The following is a 19,579-nucleotide window of genomic DNA, read 5'->3' on the forward strand; positions in this document are numbered from 1 at the left end:
AAAACATAACATATTGATTTACATCATTTATAGCTTCATTGATGGATAAATATTGATTTGATCCTTTAGGTAGTCATTCTTGAGATAAATGAGAAAATCAGTTTTCAGATAATACATTACCACCAATATCATAAGGTTGTTTTTTGCTTAAAATTATTTGTTTATCCTCTGCTCATTTTGTGATATCCTGACAATAAAATTCGTTGGCGTTATCTGAATGTAAAATAACATTTTTTACTTGATTTCAAGAAAATTGTTTGTTGATTTTTTCAAGAGCAGGAAGAATTAAATCCTGATATGATTTATTAGGAGCAATATTATAACTAACAACATTATTTGAATAAAAATCAATAATTACAAAAAGGAGGCTTTTATGTAATCTGTGTATCTTTGTTTTACAAAGTACTAGTTTAGATTAATTCTATCTTCAAATTTTATCATAAAATGAGCAATTGCTGTATTTCAATTTTGAATGGGCATTGTTCATTTTTTTGTTATATTTTCAATTGCTAAGTAAAATATTTTGAAAACTGCCATATCATTTGGAAAAACTTTTTTATTTCTGATGACTTTTCGTAATTGACTATTTACAGATTCAATAGCATTTGTAGTATAAATCACTCTTTTGATTTCTACTGGATAACTAATAAAAACCATTAAATTATCTCAATTTTTATATCAAGATTTAGCAATTTGAGGATATTGTTTATTTCATTTACTTTCAAAGGATTCTAAAGCCTGCATTGCTTGTTCTTCACTACATGCAGTATAAATTGGTTTTAAATCTGCAACTAGAGATTTTCTATGCTTATATGAGACATATTTCAAACTATTTCTAATTTGATGAACTATGCATAATTGATGTTCTGTTTTAAGATAAACTGATTGTATTGCTTCTGACATGCCTGTTAAATTATCACTGCAGGCAATAAGAATATCATTTAAGCCACGATTTTTCATTTCTGTTAAATTTGCTAATCAAAATTTAGCACCTTCATTTTCACTAATTCATAAACCTAAAACATCTTTTTTACCTTCTAAATCAACTCCTAAAGCTATATAAACTGATTTATTAATAATCCTTTTATCTTGTCGTACTTTCACTACTATGCAATCAAAATAAACAATCGGATAGACACTTTCTAATGGTCGATTTTGCCATGCTTTTACATCATCAATAATATCATCAGTAATTTGGCTAATAACACTTTCACTAATATCAGCACCATGATATAACTCTTGTAATTGCATTCTAATATCTGATAATGTCATTCCTTTTGCATATAAAGAAAGAACTTGTTGATCAAAACCATCAAATCTTCTTTGTCTTTTTGCAACTATTACAGGATTAAAATTACTATTGCGATCTCGTGGTACATCAATCTCAATTTTACCTTGTTGAGTTATTAATTTTTTTGAACTTATACCATTACGAGCATTGTCACTATTACTATGTTGATTCTTATCATATCCTAAATAATTTTGCATCTCAGAATTCAACATTTTTTCTACTAATCTTTTTGTTAATTCTTTATACAATCCTCCCTCTTTAAAAACTGTTGTTAAATCTTCAGTATTTTCTAATAAAAAATCTACTGCTTTTGATATTGGATCATTATTATTAATATTTTGCTTTTTAGCCATCTGTAACTCACTCTTTCTAGTCATTTAATTATATTTACTAGAATTAATTAAACATAGTTATTTTTGTAAGTTACACAGATTACTAAACATTACCACAAAAAGATATAATCATCCTTCTTTAGTATTTATTTGTTTAGTGTCCATTGATCAAATTTGATTTGAAGAGGTTGTACTTTTATAATCTTTGTTTACTTTATCCATTGTAGGTATTCACTTATTTGGATTTTTTTGTTTTTAGGATAGTTATTTTTAGTTTGTTTTAATCCTTGAATATTGTGTTCTTTCATAATTTTTCGCATTTGTTTTATTGATAATTCTATATTTAAAATGATATTTTTTTCTTGTTTTAATCACTCTTTAAAAGCTGAAAAAATTCTTAAATATCCATAAATTCTGCCTTTTCTTGTAGAATGAAATTCGATTAAAAGTTGGCATATTTTTTGATATTTATGATTGCATTTAATAATATGATTTTCTTCTTTTTTAATAGGTTTTTGTTTATTTTTTAAAAAGTAATATGTTGATCTGTTTAATTGAAGATATGGTGGTTGGCCCTTAATTACTGGACCATTTTTGATATAAAATTCTAAATTTTAATTTGTAAAATTGGTGGTTTTAGAAATTTAGAATGTATTCTTTCATAATTATAAAACATAACATATTGATTTACATCATTTATAGCTTCATTGATGGATAAATATTGATTTGATCCTTTAGGTAGTCATTCTTGAGATAAATGAGAAAATCAGTTTTCAGATAATACATTACCACCAATATCATAAGGTTGTTTTTTGCTTAAAATTATTTGTTTATCCTCTGCTCATTTTGTGATATCGTGACAATAAAATTCGTTGGCGTTATCTGAATGTAAAATAACATTTTTTATTTGATTTCAAGAAAATTGTTTGTTGATTTTTTCAAGAGCAGGAAGAATTAAATCCTGATATGATTTATTAGGAGCAATATTATAACTAACAACATTATTTGAATAAAAATCAATAATTACAAAAAGATATAATCATCCTTCTTTAGTATTTATTTGTTTAGTGTCCATTGATCAAATTTGATTTGAAGAGGTTGTACTTTTATAATCTTTGTTTACTTTATCCATTGTAGGTATTCACTTATTTGGATTTTTTTTGTTTTTAGGATAGTTATTTTTAGTTTGTTTTAATCCTTGAATATTGTGTTCTTTCATAATTTTTCGCATTTGTTTTATTGATAATTCTATATTTAAAATGATATTTTTTTCTTGTTTTAATCACTCTTTAAAAGCTGAAAAAATTCTTAAATATCCATAAATTCTGCCTTTTCTTGTAGAATGAAATTCGATTAAAAGTTGGCATATTTTTTGATATTTATGATTGCATTTAATAATATGATTTTCTTCTTTTTTAATAGGTTTTTGTTTATTTTTTAAAAAGTAATATGTTGATCTGTTTAATTGAAGATATTGACATAGGTTTCTAATTGAATATTGATTTTTACAATCATCAATAATTTTAATTTTTTCTTTGATATTTAATTTGTTAATTACTAATGCTATTTGTTTAATTTTATCCATTAATAAAAATCCTTTCAGGTTAAAATTAGTGTTAATTATATAACACAATTGTTTTTAGAATACATTCAGGTTTTTTAAATTAATGGTCTAGTAAAAAGGGCTAAGTGGCAAGTGGCAAGTGGCAATATTCATTTTTATTAGGTGTTATAAAAACGATTCCGTATTTATGCAATTCAACAATTTTTTCAAATTGTGCTCAACTAGCATCAGTAAAATGTTGTCCATAAATTTCTGTTAGTTTTTTTCTTGCATTATTTTTACTTTCTGTAGATGTGGTGTGATAAATATCTAATAATTTTTGATCAATAATTTGTGTTTTTAAAATATCACACTTTGGTTTCTGATTTGTTCTAGAGTATGTACTTTGATTACTGTGTTGATTTCTATTTCTAGAACTAGTTCCAATGTTAAAAGATTGTTCAGATGTTGATGGCAAAACAGCGCTTCCACCTGCTGAAGGTGAAGGGGTTGTTGTTGTAGTGGTGTGCGAATTACTTGGTCTATAATTTGATATATCTTCAAGGGTAGTAAAAGTAACACTAAAATCACAATCATAAATAATATTCAAATTTTGTGTAAATATTATACTGTTTGGACGAAACATATGTGATAATGGAATTATTAATGTAGTTGAAGTTAAAAATGGAGAGAAGTCTATACCAGCCGCAAAATCGAAATGAAAAACTAAATCAGGATTTAATTCTCATAATCTCTCCATAATAGTACTCGGATCATTACGTCTAATTTGTCGTAAATTAGTATTTCTAAGTAAAGTTGATAATCTTACGCTTTGTTCATTAATAGTAAAAGTTACATTTAAATCACTATCAAAAACAATATGAGGATTATTCTGTTGAAAATCATAAACATTTTCTGATAAAATGAGGCTTTTATGTAATCTGTGTATCTTTGTTTTACAAAGTACTAGTTTAGATTAATTCTATCTTCAAATTTTATCATAAAATGAGCAATTGCTGTATTTCAATTTTGAATGGGCATTGTTCATTTTTTTGTTATATTTTCAATTGCTAAGTAAAATATTTTGAAAACTGCCATATCATTTGGAAAAACTTTTTTATTTCTGATGACTTTTCGTAATTGACTATTTACAGATTCAATAGCATTTGTAGTATAAATCACTCTTTTGATTTCTACTGGATAACTAATAAAAACCATTAAATTATCTCAATTTTTATATCAAGATTTAGCAATTTGAGGATATTGTTTATTTCATTTACTTTCAAAGGATTCTAAAGCCTGCATTGCTTGTTCTTCACTACATGCAGTATAAATTGGTTTTAAATCTGCAACTAGAGATTTTCTATGCTTATATGAGACATATTTCAAACTATTTCTAATTTGATGAACTATGCATAATTGATGTTCTGTTTTAAGATAAACTGATTGTATTGCTTCTGACATGCCTGTTAAATTATCACTGCAGGCAATAAGAATATCATTTAAGCCACGATTTTTCATTTCTGTTAAATTTGCTAATCAAAATTTAGCACCTTCATTTTCACTAATTCATAAACCTAAAACATCTTTTTTACCTTCTAAATCAACTCCTAAAGCTATATAAACTGATTTATTAATAATCCTTTTATCTTGTCGTACTTTCACTACTATGCAATCAAAATAAACAATCGGATAGACACTTTCTAATGGTCGATTTTGCCATGCTTTTACATCATCAATAACATCATCAGTAATTTGGCTAATAACACTTTCACTAATATCAGCACCATGATATAACTCTTGTAATTGCATTCTAATATCTGATAATGTCATTCCTTTTGCATATAAAGAAAGAACTTGTTGATCAAAACCATCAAATCTTCTTTGTCTTTTTGCAACTATTACAGGATTAAAATTACTATTGCGATCTCGTGGTACATCAATCTCAATTTTACCTTGTTGAGTTATTAATTTTTTTGAACTTATACCATTACGAGCATTGTCACTATTACTATGTTGATTCTTATCATATCCTAAATAATTTTGCATCTCAGAATTCAACATTTTTTCTACTAATCTTTTTGTTAATTCTTTATACAATCCTTTCTCTTTAAAAACTGTTGTTAAATCTTCAGTATTTTCTAATAATAAATCTACTGCTTTTGATATTGGATCATTATTATTAATATTTTGCTTTTTAGCCATCTGTAACTCACTCTTTCTAGTCATTTAATTATATTTACTAGAATTAATTAAACATAGTTATTTTTGTAAGTTACACAGATTACTAAACATTACCGATAAAATTTGAAAATTATTTATGCCTATAGGATGTCTATTTGTAAGAACCTGTTTAAAATCTTTTCAATAAAATTGAAATAAAGGCAAGAACAACCATTTGTAAGCTAGTATTTAATTTTTTTTCACAATTTTTTCATAATCTTCTGCATTTTTCTAATCATGCAAAACTTCGTTCTACAACTCATCTTTTTGGTAATACTACAAAAGAATGTAATTCATTACGTTTTATAACTTCAACATTTGCATTTATAATTGTTTTAATTTTAGAAGCAAATTTTTCACCAGTATAACCAGCATCTACTAGTATTTTTTGAACTGCAGAAAGATTCTCTTTTTCATTTTCAATCATTATTATAGCACTATTACGATCTGTTTTTTCTGCTGTGGTTATGTAAATTGCATGTGGTAAACCTTGAGAATCAACAGCAATATGACGCTTTATTCCTGAAATCTTTTTACCAGCATCATAACCTTTATTTTTAGTAGTATCTGTATTTTTAACACTTTGTGAATCAATTATACAAAAACTAGTTTGTTCTTTTCTACCATTATTGATACGAAATGCCTTGACTAATTTTTTTTAAAACTAATTGTAATACACTAGGTTCTTTATCATTATTTTTACTTCAAGCTTGAAAATAATAATATACAATTTGTCATTTTGGAAAATTTTTTGGTAACATTCTTCACTGGCAACCACTTTTTAATACATATAAAACTGCACAAAATACTTCATATAAATCTAAACTTCTTGGTTTAGTTCTCTTTTTAGTATTTTCTAAAATTGATTTTATATTTTCAAATTGCTCTTTGCTAACATTACTAGGATAATTTTTACATATATATACCTCTTATTTTAAAATATATAATCATTTTATCCTATTCTCTAAAAGATTTTAAACAGGTTCTAAAAGATTTTAAACAGGTTCTAAAAGATTTTAAACAGGTTCTTATTGTTTCAAATCTATTAGGAATTAATTCAGTTAATCCACTGATAAGATTTGATATACCATAAGCATTTAATGAAATATAAGTATCTCAATCCATTAATGACTGATTTTCTTGTTTATTTAATAGTAATCATGGAGGACCTTCTGTTGTAGTTGTAGTAGTTATTGGAGTTGGTGTTGTTGGAATAATAGGAGTAATATTATTTTCACTTCATTTACTATAATTTGCTAATCCAATTGTTCCTAAACCTAATAATATTTTTTTACTACTATTAATTAACTTAGTTTTAGTATTTGGTCTTTGATTTAAATTTCATATATCTAAACCTAATTTTTTACCAAATAATAAACTATTAATTGAACCTAATAATGGATTACTTATTACTTGACCATAATAAGCACTTTTACCAATCATTGCACAAATAGGACTTATACCAGTTCTAATTAATTTGATTAAAGTATAATTATTTGTTTCCATTTTTATTCTCCTTTATTTGTTTTTATCAGTTCTCTTAGAACCTGTTTAAAATCTTTTTAATAAAATTGAAATAAATGAAAGAATAATAATTTGTAAGCTAGTATTTAATTTTCTTTCACAATTTTTTCATAATCTTCTACATTTTTCTAATCATGCAAAACTTCGTTCTACAACTCATCTTTTTGGTAATACTACAAAAGTATGTAGTTCATTATGTTTTACAACTTCAACATTTGCGTTTATAATTTCTTTTATTTTAGAAGCAAATTTTTCACCACTATAACCAGCATCTACTATTATTTTTTGAAATGCAGAAAGATTTTCTTTTTTATTTTGAATCATTATTATAGCGCTATTACGATCTGTTTTTTCTGCCGTAGTTATGTAAATTGCATGTGGTAAACCTTGAGAATCAACAGCAATATGACGCTTTATTCCTGAAATCTTTTTACCAGCATCATAACCTTTATTTTTAGTAGTATCTGTATTTTTAACACTTTGTGAATCAATTATACAAAAACTAGTTTGTTCTTTTCTACCATTATTGACTCGAATTTTTATAACTTATTTTTTTTAAAATTAGTTGCAATACAATAAGTTCTTTGCCATTATTTTTACTTCAAGCTTGAAAATAATAATATACAATTTGTCATTTTGGAAAATTTTTTGGTAACATTCTTCACTGGCAACCACTTTTTAATACATATAAAACCGCACAAAACACTTCATATAAATCTAAATTTCTTGGTTTTGTTTTCTTTTTGCTATTTTCTAAAATTAATCTTATGTTTTCAAATTGCTCTTTACTAACATTACTTGGATAATTTTTAATCATATACACCTCTTACTTTTAAAGTATATAATGATTTTACTTTATTTTCTAAAAGATTTTAAACAGGTTCTTATAACATCTAATAAAGAATCTACTACATAAGAATTTAATTCAAATTCATAATTTCTAATTTTAATTTTTTCCTTTTTCATTTTTTTATTCTCCTTTAATTTCAATAACATAATCAATTGTTATATTTTTGTAATTATTAAAATGAGTTTTACATAATCCTAATTTTGTATCTTTTTTAATTGAGCAAACATATATTTCTTGATTACTATTATTATTTTTATAACCATAACTATCACAATATCATAGTCATTCATAATCATTAATCATTTTATTTTCCTTTAATTTTCTAATTTTTTAATTGTTACTTTAATTTAACCTTGATAAACGTAATTATCACCAACTATTAATGCAACATTACTTTCGGGGTCAGAAACAATTATGTGTTTTGATTTAACATTTGGGTATTGTCTTAAAATAATTGCTCTAATATCATTACTTGTATGAATTGCTTTTGGAAATGGTGATAATATTTCAATTTCATCTTTATTTTCAAACAAAGTAGGTAATATAATCATTAATTATTCTCCTTATTTTTAATTTGATTAGCAATTTCACTTAATATTTTCAATACTTTATATTCATTTTTTAATTCTTTAATAATAAATATTAAAAATATTATTAGTGTTATACTTGTTATTAATATTGGTACTATTAATAAAATTTTTCATAATATTATTTTTTACTCTTTTCATTTTTTAAATCATTTAACATTAATTGAACAAAATGCACGATTTTTAGGAATATTTAAAGTATTAAAGATTTGACCAGTTACTATAATTTCATCGTTTTTGTTTAATAAAATACATCGGTTATAAAGCTTTGGATTGTTAAAAATTAAAGTAACATAGTTTAATCCATTTCATTGTCCACGAACACTATAATATAATCCTTTATTACCTTTTTCGTAATATTTTGCTTCAATACTGTTACTCAGTTTTACTGTTAATTTGACATAATTTACTTTCTCTTTCATCTTTATAATTTCCTTAAATAATTATCAAAAATTAATATTTTTTTATGATTTTTTAAATAATATTGAATATGCTTATAAGCATCTTGTTCATGTTTTGTTAATTTTATATTTCCTTTATAATTTGTTATTTTATTTTTATTTTTTGGGTGATTTTCGAAATAATCTCAGTTGAAAACATCTTGTACTAATACCATTAAAGCACCAATAATTTTAGGAGTTGCTAATGGATTAGTTAATAATTGTTTTGAACTTAGCCACTTGCCACATGCAATTTACATAACCACAGCAGAAAAAACAGATCGTAATAGTGCTATAATAATGATTGAAAATGAAAAAGAGAATCTTTCTGCAGTTCAAAAAATACTAGTAGATGCTGGTTATACTGGTGAAAAATTTGCTTCTAAAATTAAAACAATTATAAATGCAAATGTTGAAGTTATAAAACGTAATGAATTACATTCTTTTGTAGTATTACCAAAAAGATGAGTTGTAGAACGAAGTTTTGCATGATTAGAAAAATGCAGAAGATTATGAAAAAATTGTGAAAAAAAATTAAATACTAGCTTACAAATGGTTGTTCTTGCCTTTATTTCAATTTTATTGAAAAGATTTTAAACAGGTTCTAAGAAACAAGAATAAATTATTCTAAAAACAACATATTAACTATTTTATATATCTTTCAACGATGAAAGTCCATTTTTAAGTAAAAAATATATGTTATAATTTAATAAATAAGTAAAAAATATTATAGTTAGGGTGAGAAAATTGAAAAAAAAAATTGGTATTGTTGCTGATTCCTCTTCAGGATTTTCAATTAAAGATTTAAAAGAAATGAATATTGGATTTTGTCCATTATTAATCACTTTTAGTGATGATACAACTATTACTGATGACCCTAACATTCTAAAGGATGAAGAATTCTATAATAGAATAGTTCATGAAAAACAATCTGCCAAAACTTCGCAAACACCACTTGGTCAAATGAGTATAATTTGAGAAGATGCTTTAACTAAATTTGAAAAGATTATTTTTATTCCTTTATCAAAAGGGTTATCAGGTCAATATAACACTGCTACTATGTTATCAAAAGAATATAATTTTAAAGATAAAGTTTTTGTTTTTGATAGTAATGGTGTTTCAGTTATTAACTGACTATTAGTTAAAAAAGCATATCAAATGTCACTTAACGAAAAAAATAATGTTAATGATATTATAGAAGCACTAAAATTAATAAAAGATAACTATATAGCATTTATTTTACCTTATGATTTAAATTATTTAGTTCGTGGTGGTAGAATTTCAAAATCAGCAGCAGCCTTAGCTACTATGTTAAAAATAACTCCAATTTTATCTTTTGACGGAACCATTGATAAATTTGATAAAACAAGAACATGAGATAAAGCTATTAAAAATACTCTTAAAGAAATTAATAAAAATAAAAAAATAGAAAGTATTACTCTTTTTTACATTATTCATGCTTTTGCTGAGGCAAAAGAAATAGAAAAAGTTACAAAATTTGTTAAAGATTATGGCATTAAAAACGTCAAAACTATTAATTTAGCAAATGTAATTTGTGCTCATACAGGAATTGGAACCTTCAGTTTTGTTGCTTTTAATTTAGATAAAGATAAATTACCAAAATTATAATAATAAAAAATTCACTTTTATGAGAAACATTTAAAAGTGAATTTTAATAATGGCAGGGGTGGCAGGACTCGAACCCACAACACTCGGATCTGAAGGCCGATGTTCTACCATTGAACTACACCCCTAAAATATTTAATTTAAATAGTACATGTTCAATTTTACGCGAAAGAAGTTTTAAGTTCAATTAAAATTTCATTTTTTTTATTTTTAATTCACATTTATCACAAATTCCATGAATTTCTAACTTATAATGTGAAAAATAAAAATTATTTTTAATCGCTAATTTTTCAAGTTTTTCTTCTTGTAATGGTGAAATTTGTTGTTTATCTTCGAAAGAGGCATGAATAATTTTATTACAAAAATTACAAATAATATGAACGGTATTTTCTGATAGTTCATAAATTATTTGTTTTCCTTCAAAAACATTAGCATGAATAATATGTTCTGTCATTAATAAATCAATAGTATTATAAATACTCATAATATTAATATTATCATTACCTTCTTTTGTTAAAAAACTAATAATATCATTAATACTAACATGTTGCTTAAGCGTTAATACTTTAATAACTGCTTTACGAACATCAGTTAAACGATAGTCTTTATCTTTCAACTTTTGGATAATATTTTCAAAATTTTTATTCATACTAATCTCCTGATAAAATATAATATTACTTTTTTTTATTTTCTGCTGATTCTAATCTCTCAATTTCATTTATTAAATCTTGAACTGTTTTTGTTTGTAAATCCAGTAATTTATTATCATCAATTTTTACATGATGCTCTTCTTCTAATTTAAGAACAATCATTACTAATCCAAGAGAGTCAATTTTTACATCTTTAAATTTAGTTTTCGGTGTAATTTTTTCTTTAATCTCTGGATAATCCTCTTTAACAATTTTATGAATTTCACTTAAAATATTCATAAATTCACTCCTAATTTAAATCATTTTTATTAATAGTTATACTTAGTATAACATAGAGCATTAAATTTTATTTGTTATTTTAAAATATCATTCTAAATAATCTAGTTTTAAATTAGTATTATATTCAACTCATACAGCATTATTTAAAATATTAAAATGAAAAATAAAATTATTAATTTTTCATTGTGGAAATGTTTTAATAATTAACTTTAAAAATATGTATTGAAATAAATCTTGATTAAATTGTATTTTATATATAATCTGTGACTGATTTGCTAAGATAGTACTATTTTTATCTAAAATAATTGTAATACTTTCATTTAATTTTTTAATATCAATAGCTTCTACAACTATCTCTGGATTTAAATTTTCTTTTTTATCATCTACGGTCTCTAATTCTACATCATATTCTTTTACCATTTCATTTAAATTTTTATTAGTTGAAAAATTTTTGATAATAAAAAATAATATAATACTTAATGTAATAGTGATAGTAATAATTAAAATGCTAATTTGTAACTTACGTATAAACATTTTATACATTTATTTGACTAGGTGGTTGGCCCTTAATTACTGGACCATTTTTGATATAAAATTCTAAATTTTAATTTGTAAAATTGGTGGTTTTAGAAATTTAGAATGTATTCTTTCATAATTATAAAACATAACATATTGATTTACATCATTTATAGCTTCATTGATGGATAAATATTGATTTGATCCTTTAGGTAGTCATTCTTGAGATAAATGAGAAAATCAGTTTTCAGATAATACATTACCACCAATATCATAAGGTTGTTTTTTGCTTAAAATTATTTGTTTATCCTCTGCTCATTTTGTGATATCGTGACAATAAAATTCGTTGGCGTTATCTGAATGTAAAATAACATTTTTTACTTGATTTCAAGAAAATTGTTTGTTGATTTTTTCAAGAGCAGGAAGAATTAAATCCTGATATGATTTATTAGGAGCAATATTATAACTAACAACATTATTTGAATAAAAATCAATAATTACAAAAAGATATAATCATCCTTCTTTAGTATTTATTTGTTTAGTGTCCATTGATCAAATTTGATTTGAAGAGGTTGTACTTTTATAATCTTTGTTTACTTTATCCATTGTAGGTATTCACTTATTTGGATTTTTTTTGTTTTTAGGATAGTTATTTTTAGTTTGTTTTAATCCTTGAATATTGTGTTCTTTCATAATTTTTCGCATTTGTTTTATTGATAATTCTATATTTAAAATGATATTTTTTTCTTGTTTTAATCACTCTTTAAAAGCTGAAAAAATTCTTAAATATCCATAAATTCTGCCTTTTCTTGTAGAATGAAATTCGATTAAAAGTTGGCATATTTTTTGATATTTATGATTGCATTTAATAATATGATTTTCTTCTTTTTTAATAGGTTTTTGTTTATTTTTTAAAAAGTAATATGTTGATCTGTTTAATTGAAGATATTGACATAGGTTTCTAATTGAATATTGATTTTTACAATCATCAATAATTTTAATTTTTTCTTTGATATTTAATTTGTTAATTACTAATGCTATTTGTTTAATTTTATCCATTAATAAAAATCCTTTCAGGTTAAAATTAGTGTTAATTATATAACACAATTGTTTTTAGAATACATTCAGGTTTTTTAAATTAATGGTCTAGTAAAAAGGGCTAAGTGGCAAGTGGCAAGTGGCATACTACTATAATTCAAATCATATTGAAACGTTACATCGTCAAGTAATCCTTCACTTGGTTCTTTGTTAATATCAAAATCATAACTATATGCTTCTACAATTTGAAGTTCAATATAATAATAACTGCTTTTTTGCAAAGTTTGGATCGGAAAGCCAACCACTGTAAATCTTGGAATTAAAAATAATTCTTTTTCATAAATGGGGCTGTTTTTTTACATCACTTGTTAAATTCATCTTTTGTTCTAAAAAACTACGCGAATTCAATAAATTAATGCTATTAATATTCATTTTATATCCTTAAATTAAATATAAGTATAAAAAACGCTTAATAGCCGTTTTTTCTAATTTTTCATATTCTTTGATATGATAATATTTTTTTCATCAATTTTTATTTGATTTAACTAAGAACGTTCTAATAATATAACTATATTCATTTTTTGGTAATAATGCTAAAACTGTATCAACAATTTGCACATGTTTTTCATAATTTTTTAAATCCTTATTTATCACTATCTTATTAGCATAGTGAACACTATCCTCTTTCAAAACATAATTTTCTTTAAAATTATTATTTGCTAATGTTAATTTTGCTTGTTCATATTTAACAAAAATAGCAGCAATTAGTTGTTTATCAGCACTTATTTGTTCTTTCATTATTATCACCTCAATAATAATTTAAAAACAAATAATTATTTTTCCTCTATTTTATTTCTATTTAACTTACTAATTTTAATATGATCTTGCAAAATAAGTTCAGACACTATTAGGAGTTTGACACTTAAAACAATTACTTGGTTTTTTATACGGTTCTAAAGGAATACAACGTGATGTTGTACCAGTTAAACTTTTAATTTCTTCTTCACACTTTATTTGATCACAAAAAGGTACAATAAAGAAACCTTTATGAATTTTAACTAATTTATGATATTCATTAAAATCTGTTAATTCTTTTAAACTTGTATTTAATTTTTTTTGTGAACTATTAAATAAATCTTTATTTAATTTATTTAATTGATTAATAATAGTTGTTACTAATAATTTTTCATTATTAATTTCAACATCAATAGTATCTAAATTATGACGTAAAATTAATTTAATTACTTGGTTTTCAATTTCTTGCTCACCAATTGCAATAGTAATTGGAATACCTTTAATTTGACTTTCACTTTTCTTATAAGAAAAACTTTTATTATCTTCATTTATTAATACTCGGAAATGAGAACTTAAAATTTTAAATATTCTTTCAACAGTTATTTTAACTTTATCACTTTTAGGTGATAAATTTAAAAGCATAATCTGATGCGGTGCAATTGTAGATGGCAATACTAAACCTAGATCATCGCTATGTGCCATAATTAAAGCACCAATTAATCTTGTCGATACACCTCATGATGTTTGATATCCTAATTCTTGTTTATTGTCTTTATTGCTAAATTTAATATTAAATACCTTTGTGAACTCTTGGCCAAAATAATGACTAGTACCGGCTTGTAATGCTTGTCCATCTTGCATCATAGTTTCAATTGTATATGTCATTTTTGCCCCAGCAAAACGTTCGTGAATTGTTTTTGCACCAACAATAACTTTAATTGCTAATTGTTGTTCAACAAAATCAGCATACAACTTAATCATTTTTAATGTAAAGTTTTTTGCTTCTTCATCGTTATTATGCATTGTATGTCCTTCTTGTCATAAAAATTCACTAGTTCTTAAGAATGGTTTTGTATTTTTTTCTCATCTAACAACATTGCATCATTGATTATATAATAATGGTAATTGTTTATATGAACTAATTATTTTTGAAAAATGACGACAAAATAAAACTTCTGAAGTAGGACGAATAATTAGTTCCTCTGATAATTGATTATTTCCAACTTTAGTTACAGTTGCACATTCTGGTGCAAAACCCTCAATATGATCTTTTTCAACTTGAAATGCTTTTTCATTAATTAAAAGTGGTAACATTACATTTTCAATATTTAAAATTTTAAATTTTTGATTTAATAAATGTTGAATATTTTCTCAAATTGCATATCCGCGAGGACGAAAAATAATGGTACCGGCTGCCGAACCATTTTCTGCACCATAATCACAAAGTTCTGCTTGCTTAATAACATCAGTATATCATTTGGCAAAATCAATCTCTCTTGCTGTAATACTTTTATTCTTTGCATTATTCATAATGATCTATTCACCTTTCGTTGATTGACTTTTATGTCATTTCCAATAATTTGGATAATTTAAAGCATCTAGCACTTTATTTGCTTGTTCTGATTCTAATACTTTTCCTAGTAAATAGTCAACCTTTAATCCTTTTAAAACAATAATTTCAGGAACATTAATAATACCACGAGCTAAAATATTTTTAATACCTAAAATTCTTAAATAATGCAAACAAATAATAACATCAATATATTTACTAAAACTAAAAGTAACTTGTTCTAATAAATTAGAAGTTAAAACTACATAATCAGGCTTAAAATGATTAATTAATTTAAAATTATCAATATGACGTAAATCATGAGTAAAAGAAATTTTTATTTTATTACTACGAATAGTTTTAATAATTGAATCATACTTATTCCAACTATTAATTTCACCAATATCTTGAAAATCAAAAATTAAATCACAATTTTTAAAAAGATTTTTTCTCTTATTAACGAAAGCAATCAACTTTGTTAAAATAGTTTTATCTTGCAACTCAATTAAACTAACAGGAAGAATAAGGTTTTTTTCTTGTTTTAATTTCGCAAATTTTTCAAATGTTTGAATAAATAAAGGTTCATTTACTTTTCATCACAATCCTGAATCTTGAATATTACGCATCAAAACAATAAACGAAACATAATAAGAGTTTTTAACAAAATTTCATCAAGCATAGTAACAATTTGGCTCATTTGAATTATCACTTTTATACACTGGTCTAATACTAACACTTAATAATTTTTCCATTTGCTCTGATTGTAGAAGCGAATAATGATTATAATCAGGATAATTTAAAATATCATTTGTCTTCAATTTAATTTCAATTAAGTCTCTACTTTGTACTACTTCTAATTGATTCTTATCAATAATTTTATTATATAATATATAGACATTTGAAGCATCAGTTTTTACTGAAGCATAAACACATAATATTTGACTTTGAATCTGCAAATAACTACTTTTTTCTACTAAATTACGTTTAATATAACTATTTATTTTTTTTTGGAATCGATATAAATTTATTTTCTTATTTCTAGAATAAATTAAAAACTGACCATCATAATATTTACAAATAATAGTATTATCTAATCCTAAAGTTATTTTACTATAATATGAAATTAATAACTCCATTCGTTCAATATTATTAACAGTTAAAATATTTTCTAATGCTAAATAATTTTTTATTTTTATTAAAATCATATATTCAAATTGACTATTTATTTTTTTATTATATTTTTTTTGACTAAAATTATCTAAAATAGTTTGCACAAAAACTGACTTTACCACTGTTAACTCATTTTGTTGTAAAATAATTGCTTGTGAAATAGCAAAACGATTATAACGAATATTACTTTGCATTTGACCATACAAAACTTTATTATTATTATCAAAATAATCAATTGATAAATCATAAACAATAATTTTACTTCCTAATTGAAAGGAAACCGAAAAATGACACGGCTCAAATGGAACTTTATTCACTAATAAATCTTGAATAAAAATTTCAATTTTTACTTTAGTTTTACGATTCATCATTGATTTAAATACAAACAATGAAATTCTTTTTTTACGATTTAAAACTTCTAAGCGTTCAGAAAAAGTAATAATTTCATTTTTTAAATCAATTTTCAATGGAACTAAACTTAACAAATCACCATGGATAACATTATAATATTGATTATTACGATGATTTAAACGCATAAATAAAATAATTATTATTGTCATAAAAGGAATTAAAGCAATAATTACAATTGCAGATCAACGCATAATTTTACCTCCATTTAATCAGAGCCTAAAGTAATATTACCATTATTTCCTTGGAAAAGTTTTAACTTTAGTCTTTGATTATCAATATATAATTTAGCTAAACGAAACATTTTGCGATCTTTAACCAAAATTCAATCAATAGCTTCAACAGCAATTGTTTCATATATTTGAACACGATTAGTATCAACATTTAAACCTCAATCTTTAACAGTGTTTTGAAATAATTTATGAATATCAACAGAAATAATAGCTATTTTATTAACATCAACATTTTGCTCTGCACATCACTTTCAAAAAAAATGACGTGTTGAATTACCTAACTCTAATTCTAAATAAGTAGCATGTTCTAAATAAGTTCAAACAATATATTCTTGCTTTGGCAATAATTTAATTTGTGAAGAAGGTTTAATTCCTTGTTCTAATATTAATGTAATGTTACTAACATCAGTATAAAAAAATAAGTTAAAAATATTTTTATTTTCTAAATGTTTAATAATTTGAATAGTTGATCTTCTTCTAAAATTTAAAAAAATATTATTGCGCTTTTTATTATTCGTTAAAGTAGAAGATTTATTAGTTTTTTTTTGTTTTTTAAACCTATTAAAAAAAGGAGTTTTTTTTTCATTGTCTTCTGATAATTTAGAAATATCCAAATTAGGTTGATTTTCATCACTAAAATATTCTTTAATTTTTTTAATTCGTCGACTTCAACCCATAAATTATGACCACCTTATTATTAATATTTACCTAATTATACTAAATTTTTTTAAAATAATGGTGCTAAAATTCTAAGCAATAATAAAAATACACCCCGATAGGCAAAACTACGATGTAGTAGTGGATTACTAATAATTAAACTAGAATGAATAAAATCTTTTTCAAATGAAGCAGATAAATCACTATTTGTTTTACTATCATAAACAATTACTAAAGTTTGATGATCTGAATAAAGACTACGATAATCAAGATTAGTTGAACCAATAATAGTAATATCATCATCAAAAATACCAGACTTAGAATGGTTAAAAACATTATTATATTCATAAATTTTAACACCTGACTCAATCAATGAATCATAATAAGTTCTTGACATATCTAATGATAAAAATTTATCAGTAATTCCGGGTAATGATAATCTAACATCAACACCAGAATAAGCACTATTACGCAATGCAGTAATTAAATCGCTAGTTGGAATTAAATAAGGAGTACTAATTCAAACTCGCTTTTTAGCATTACTAATAAATTTAATAAATAAATCTTTTTGAATTGTTTCTTTAGTAATCGGTCCATCATCAATTACTTGGACAATAATATTATTTTTAATTTTTATTTCAGATTTTTCAGCACTAATATCAAGAATATTACCAGTAATAAAATGCCAATCTTGTCTAAATATTAAATCAATTGATTTAACAGCTTCCCCGACAATTCTAATTTGGGTATCTCTTCAAAAGCCATACTTTGCAGAAAGATAAATATAGTTATCTGCTAAGTTAACTCCACCAGCATAGCCAATATTCCCATCAATAATGATATCTTTACGATGATTACGAAAATTATAATTTCCTGTCATAAATGGTAATCTAACTGGTGAAAATTTATGAATAATAATTCCCATTTTTTTCATTTTTCATATTTTATATTTAGATAAACTAAAATATGAACCAACAGCATCATAAATCATATAAACTTTAACTCCTGCTTCAATCCTTGCTTTTAAAACATTAATAATTACTTCTAATAGTTCCCCTTCACCAAGAATAAAATAATTAATAAAAATATAACTTTTTGCTTGTTTTAAATCTTCAATTAATTTAACAAATTTATTAGGACCATTATTTAAAATTTGAACATCAGTATTATTATAAAATGGTCGATGAGAAATTCTTGTTGTATAGTTAAATAAAAATAAAGTATCATCACTCAAAGTTATTTTTTTTGATTCTAAAATTGAATTAGCAAAAGTTCAATCTTCTTGGGTATAAAAATAACTATTTGTTTTTAAATAAGCTTTTTGTTTTCGTCGATAACGATAAGGACGACCAAAAGTTCAATATAAAAAAATACCGATGATTGGCAAACATAAGGTAACCATAATTCATGATAGTTTTGCATCTTGCATACGATTGGTAATAAAAATAATAATACCAGTTAAAATAGTTAAAGTAATAATTATCATCAAAATAATTCATGAATATTTAATATAATTAAATATAACGAAAACTATTGTTGCAATCAAAGCAATATATAAGATTAATGATAAAAGTAAGTTTACTCGTTTACGCATGATTTCTCCTTAATATAAAGAGTTCTTTATTAAATTATATCTAATTATTAATAAATTTATTATTTAAAAGTAAAAAAAAGCAATTAATGCTTTTTAAATAATGGCGGAATGGGAGAGATTCGAACTCTCGCGACAGTTTCCCGTCCTAACTGATTAGCAATCAGTCCTCTTCAGCCTCTTGAGTACCACTCCAAAGTTATAATAATTATTTTTTTTACAATTATTATTATAACTTTAATTTTAAAATTTACTATGTATTTTTTAATTTTTTTTA

The 19,579-nt window shown here is 23.8% G+C and carries 22 protein-coding genes, 2 tRNA genes and 1 pseudogene; 2 read left to right on the forward strand and 23 right to left on the reverse strand.

Going from position 1 to position 19,579, the window contains the following annotated elements; translation table 4 throughout:
• Positions 1 to 405: 405 nt before the first annotated feature.
• The 11 genes from AAHM96_RS06630 to AAHM96_RS06680 all read right to left on the reverse strand — a co-directional run bounded on the left by AAHM96_RS06630 (position 406) and on the right by AAHM96_RS06680 (position 8,772).
• On the reverse strand, positions 406 to 1,644 hold the full coding sequence (locus AAHM96_RS06630) for an IS256 family transposase (RefSeq protein WP_342273740.1): 1,239 nt from the start codon (positions 1,642 to 1,644) through the stop codon (positions 406 to 408).
• A 57-nt stretch (positions 1,645 to 1,701) separates the two neighbouring features.
• A complete protein-coding gene (locus AAHM96_RS06635) occupies positions 1,702 to 1,845 on the reverse strand; it encodes a hypothetical protein (RefSeq protein ID WP_342273022.1) in 144 nt (47 codons plus the stop codon).
• Positions 1,846 to 2,230: 385 nt separating this feature from the next.
• On the reverse strand, positions 2,231 to 3,208 hold the full coding sequence (locus tag AAHM96_RS06640; protein ID WP_342272762.1) for an IS3 family transposase: 978 nt from the start codon (positions 3,206 to 3,208) through the stop codon (positions 2,231 to 2,233).
• A gap of 100 nt (positions 3,209 to 3,308) precedes the next feature.
• Positions 3,309 to 3,926: a hypothetical protein gene (locus AAHM96_RS06645; protein ID WP_342273023.1), complete on the reverse strand. Its 618-nt coding sequence runs from the start codon at positions 3,924 to 3,926 to the stop codon at positions 3,309 to 3,311.
• Positions 3,927 to 4,132: 206 nt separating this feature from the next.
• Positions 4,133 to 5,371: an IS256 family transposase gene (locus tag AAHM96_RS06650; RefSeq protein WP_342273672.1), complete on the reverse strand. Its 1,239-nt coding sequence runs from the start codon at positions 5,369 to 5,371 to the stop codon at positions 4,133 to 4,135.
• A gap of 148 nt (positions 5,372 to 5,519) precedes the next feature.
• Positions 5,520 to 6,309, reverse strand: a protein-coding gene (locus AAHM96_RS06655) for an IS5 family transposase (RefSeq protein ID WP_425288787.1) whose coding sequence is annotated in 2 segments (ribosomal slippage) — positions 5,520 to 6,038 and positions 6,040 to 6,309 — 789 coding nt in all. Because the reading frame shifts where the segments join, the coding sequence is not laid out codon by codon here.
• A gap of 37 nt (positions 6,310 to 6,346) precedes the next feature.
• Positions 6,347 to 6,895, reverse strand: coding sequence for a hypothetical protein (locus AAHM96_RS06660; protein WP_342273024.1), 549 nt, complete (start codon positions 6,893 to 6,895; stop codon positions 6,347 to 6,349).
• A gap of 45 nt (positions 6,896 to 6,940) precedes the next feature.
• A protein-coding gene (locus AAHM96_RS06665) for an IS5 family transposase (protein ID WP_342273025.1) occupies positions 6,941 to 7,730 on the reverse strand; the annotation gives its coding sequence in 2 pieces (ribosomal slippage) (positions 6,941 to 7,459 and positions 7,461 to 7,730; 789 coding nt in all).
• Between the two features lie 153 nt (positions 7,731 to 7,883).
• The gene (locus AAHM96_RS06670) at positions 7,884 to 8,066 is read right to left on the reverse strand and encodes a hypothetical protein (protein ID WP_342273026.1); all 183 of its coding nucleotides are present in this window, start codon (positions 8,064 to 8,066) and stop codon (positions 7,884 to 7,886) included.
• Positions 8,067 to 8,110: 44 nt separating this feature from the next.
• Positions 8,111 to 8,314: a hypothetical protein gene (locus AAHM96_RS06675; RefSeq protein WP_342272844.1), complete on the reverse strand. Its 204-nt coding sequence runs from the start codon at positions 8,312 to 8,314 to the stop codon at positions 8,111 to 8,113.
• 164 nt (positions 8,315 to 8,478) lie between these two features.
• Positions 8,479 to 8,772: a hypothetical protein gene (locus AAHM96_RS06680; RefSeq protein WP_342273027.1), complete on the reverse strand. Its 294-nt coding sequence runs from the start codon at positions 8,770 to 8,772 to the stop codon at positions 8,479 to 8,481.
• Between the two features lie 258 nt (positions 8,773 to 9,030).
• Here AAHM96_RS06680 and AAHM96_RS06685 point away from each other — a divergent pair.
• A pseudogene (locus AAHM96_RS06685) lies at positions 9,031 to 9,387 on the forward strand (transposase); the annotation flags it as partial.
• A gap of 150 nt (positions 9,388 to 9,537) precedes the next feature.
• A complete protein-coding gene (locus AAHM96_RS06690; protein WP_342273028.1) occupies positions 9,538 to 10,419 on the forward strand; it encodes a DegV family protein in 882 nt (293 codons plus the stop codon).
• Between the two features lie 50 nt (positions 10,420 to 10,469).
• On the opposite strand, the gene AAHM96_RS06695 is transcribed toward AAHM96_RS06690, so the two are convergent.
• From AAHM96_RS06695 to AAHM96_RS06750, 12 genes are all read right to left on the reverse strand, one after another.
• A tRNA-Trp gene (locus AAHM96_RS06695) sits at positions 10,470 to 10,544 on the reverse strand.
• A 59-nt stretch (positions 10,545 to 10,603) separates the two neighbouring features.
• Complete coding sequence (locus AAHM96_RS06700; RefSeq protein ID WP_281748950.1) at positions 10,604 to 11,065, reverse strand: Fur family transcriptional regulator; 462 nt, start codon at positions 11,063 to 11,065, stop codon at positions 10,604 to 10,606.
• Between the two features lie 25 nt (positions 11,066 to 11,090).
• A complete protein-coding gene (locus AAHM96_RS06705; protein WP_281748951.1) occupies positions 11,091 to 11,345 on the reverse strand; it encodes an acyl carrier protein in 255 nt (84 codons plus the stop codon).
• A gap of 60 nt (positions 11,346 to 11,405) precedes the next feature.
• Entirely contained in the window at positions 11,406 to 11,765 is a 360-nt protein-coding gene (locus AAHM96_RS06710; RefSeq protein WP_342273029.1) for a hypothetical protein, read from the reverse strand.
• A gap of 177 nt (positions 11,766 to 11,942) precedes the next feature.
• Entirely contained in the window at positions 11,943 to 12,920 is a 978-nt protein-coding gene (locus tag AAHM96_RS06715; RefSeq protein ID WP_342272824.1) for an IS3 family transposase, read from the reverse strand.
• 74 nt (positions 12,921 to 12,994) lie between these two features.
• Positions 12,995 to 13,180 carry a hypothetical protein gene (locus AAHM96_RS06720; RefSeq protein WP_342273030.1) on the reverse strand — a complete coding sequence of 62 codons (186 nt, stop codon included), beginning with the start codon at positions 13,178 to 13,180 and terminating at the stop codon, positions 12,995 to 12,997.
• Positions 13,181 to 13,340: 160 nt separating this feature from the next.
• The gene (locus tag AAHM96_RS06725) at positions 13,341 to 13,697 is read right to left on the reverse strand and encodes an MG284/MPN403 family protein (protein ID WP_338961069.1); all 357 of its coding nucleotides are present in this window, start codon (positions 13,695 to 13,697) and stop codon (positions 13,341 to 13,343) included.
• Positions 13,698 to 13,772: 75 nt separating this feature from the next.
• On the reverse strand, positions 13,773 to 15,224 hold the full coding sequence (gene proS / locus AAHM96_RS06730) for a proline--tRNA ligase (RefSeq protein WP_342273031.1): 1,452 nt from the start codon (positions 15,222 to 15,224) through the stop codon (positions 13,773 to 13,775).
• A gap of 6 nt (positions 15,225 to 15,230) precedes the next feature.
• Entirely contained in the window at positions 15,231 to 17,015 is a 1,785-nt protein-coding gene (locus tag AAHM96_RS06735) for a hypothetical protein (protein ID WP_342273032.1), read from the reverse strand.
• A gap of 14 nt (positions 17,016 to 17,029) precedes the next feature.
• Positions 17,030 to 17,731 (reverse strand): acetyltransferase, encoded by a 702-nt coding sequence (locus AAHM96_RS06740; protein WP_342273033.1) that lies wholly within the window; start codon positions 17,729 to 17,731, stop codon positions 17,030 to 17,032.
• Between the two features lie 50 nt (positions 17,732 to 17,781).
• Complete coding sequence (cls, locus tag AAHM96_RS06745) at positions 17,782 to 19,305, reverse strand: cardiolipin synthase (protein WP_342273034.1); 1,524 nt, start codon at positions 19,303 to 19,305, stop codon at positions 17,782 to 17,784.
• A 101-nt stretch (positions 19,306 to 19,406) separates the two neighbouring features.
• A tRNA-Ser gene (locus AAHM96_RS06750) sits at positions 19,407 to 19,497 on the reverse strand.
• Positions 19,498 to 19,579: the final 82 nt, after the last annotated feature.

Origin of the sequence: Spiroplasma endosymbiont of Acasis viretata, assembly GCF_964031275.1 — a bacterium.
GTDB classification, from domain to species: Bacteria; Bacillota_I; Bacilli_A; order Mycoplasmatales; family VBWQ01; genus Spiroplasma_E; species Spiroplasma_E ixodetis_A.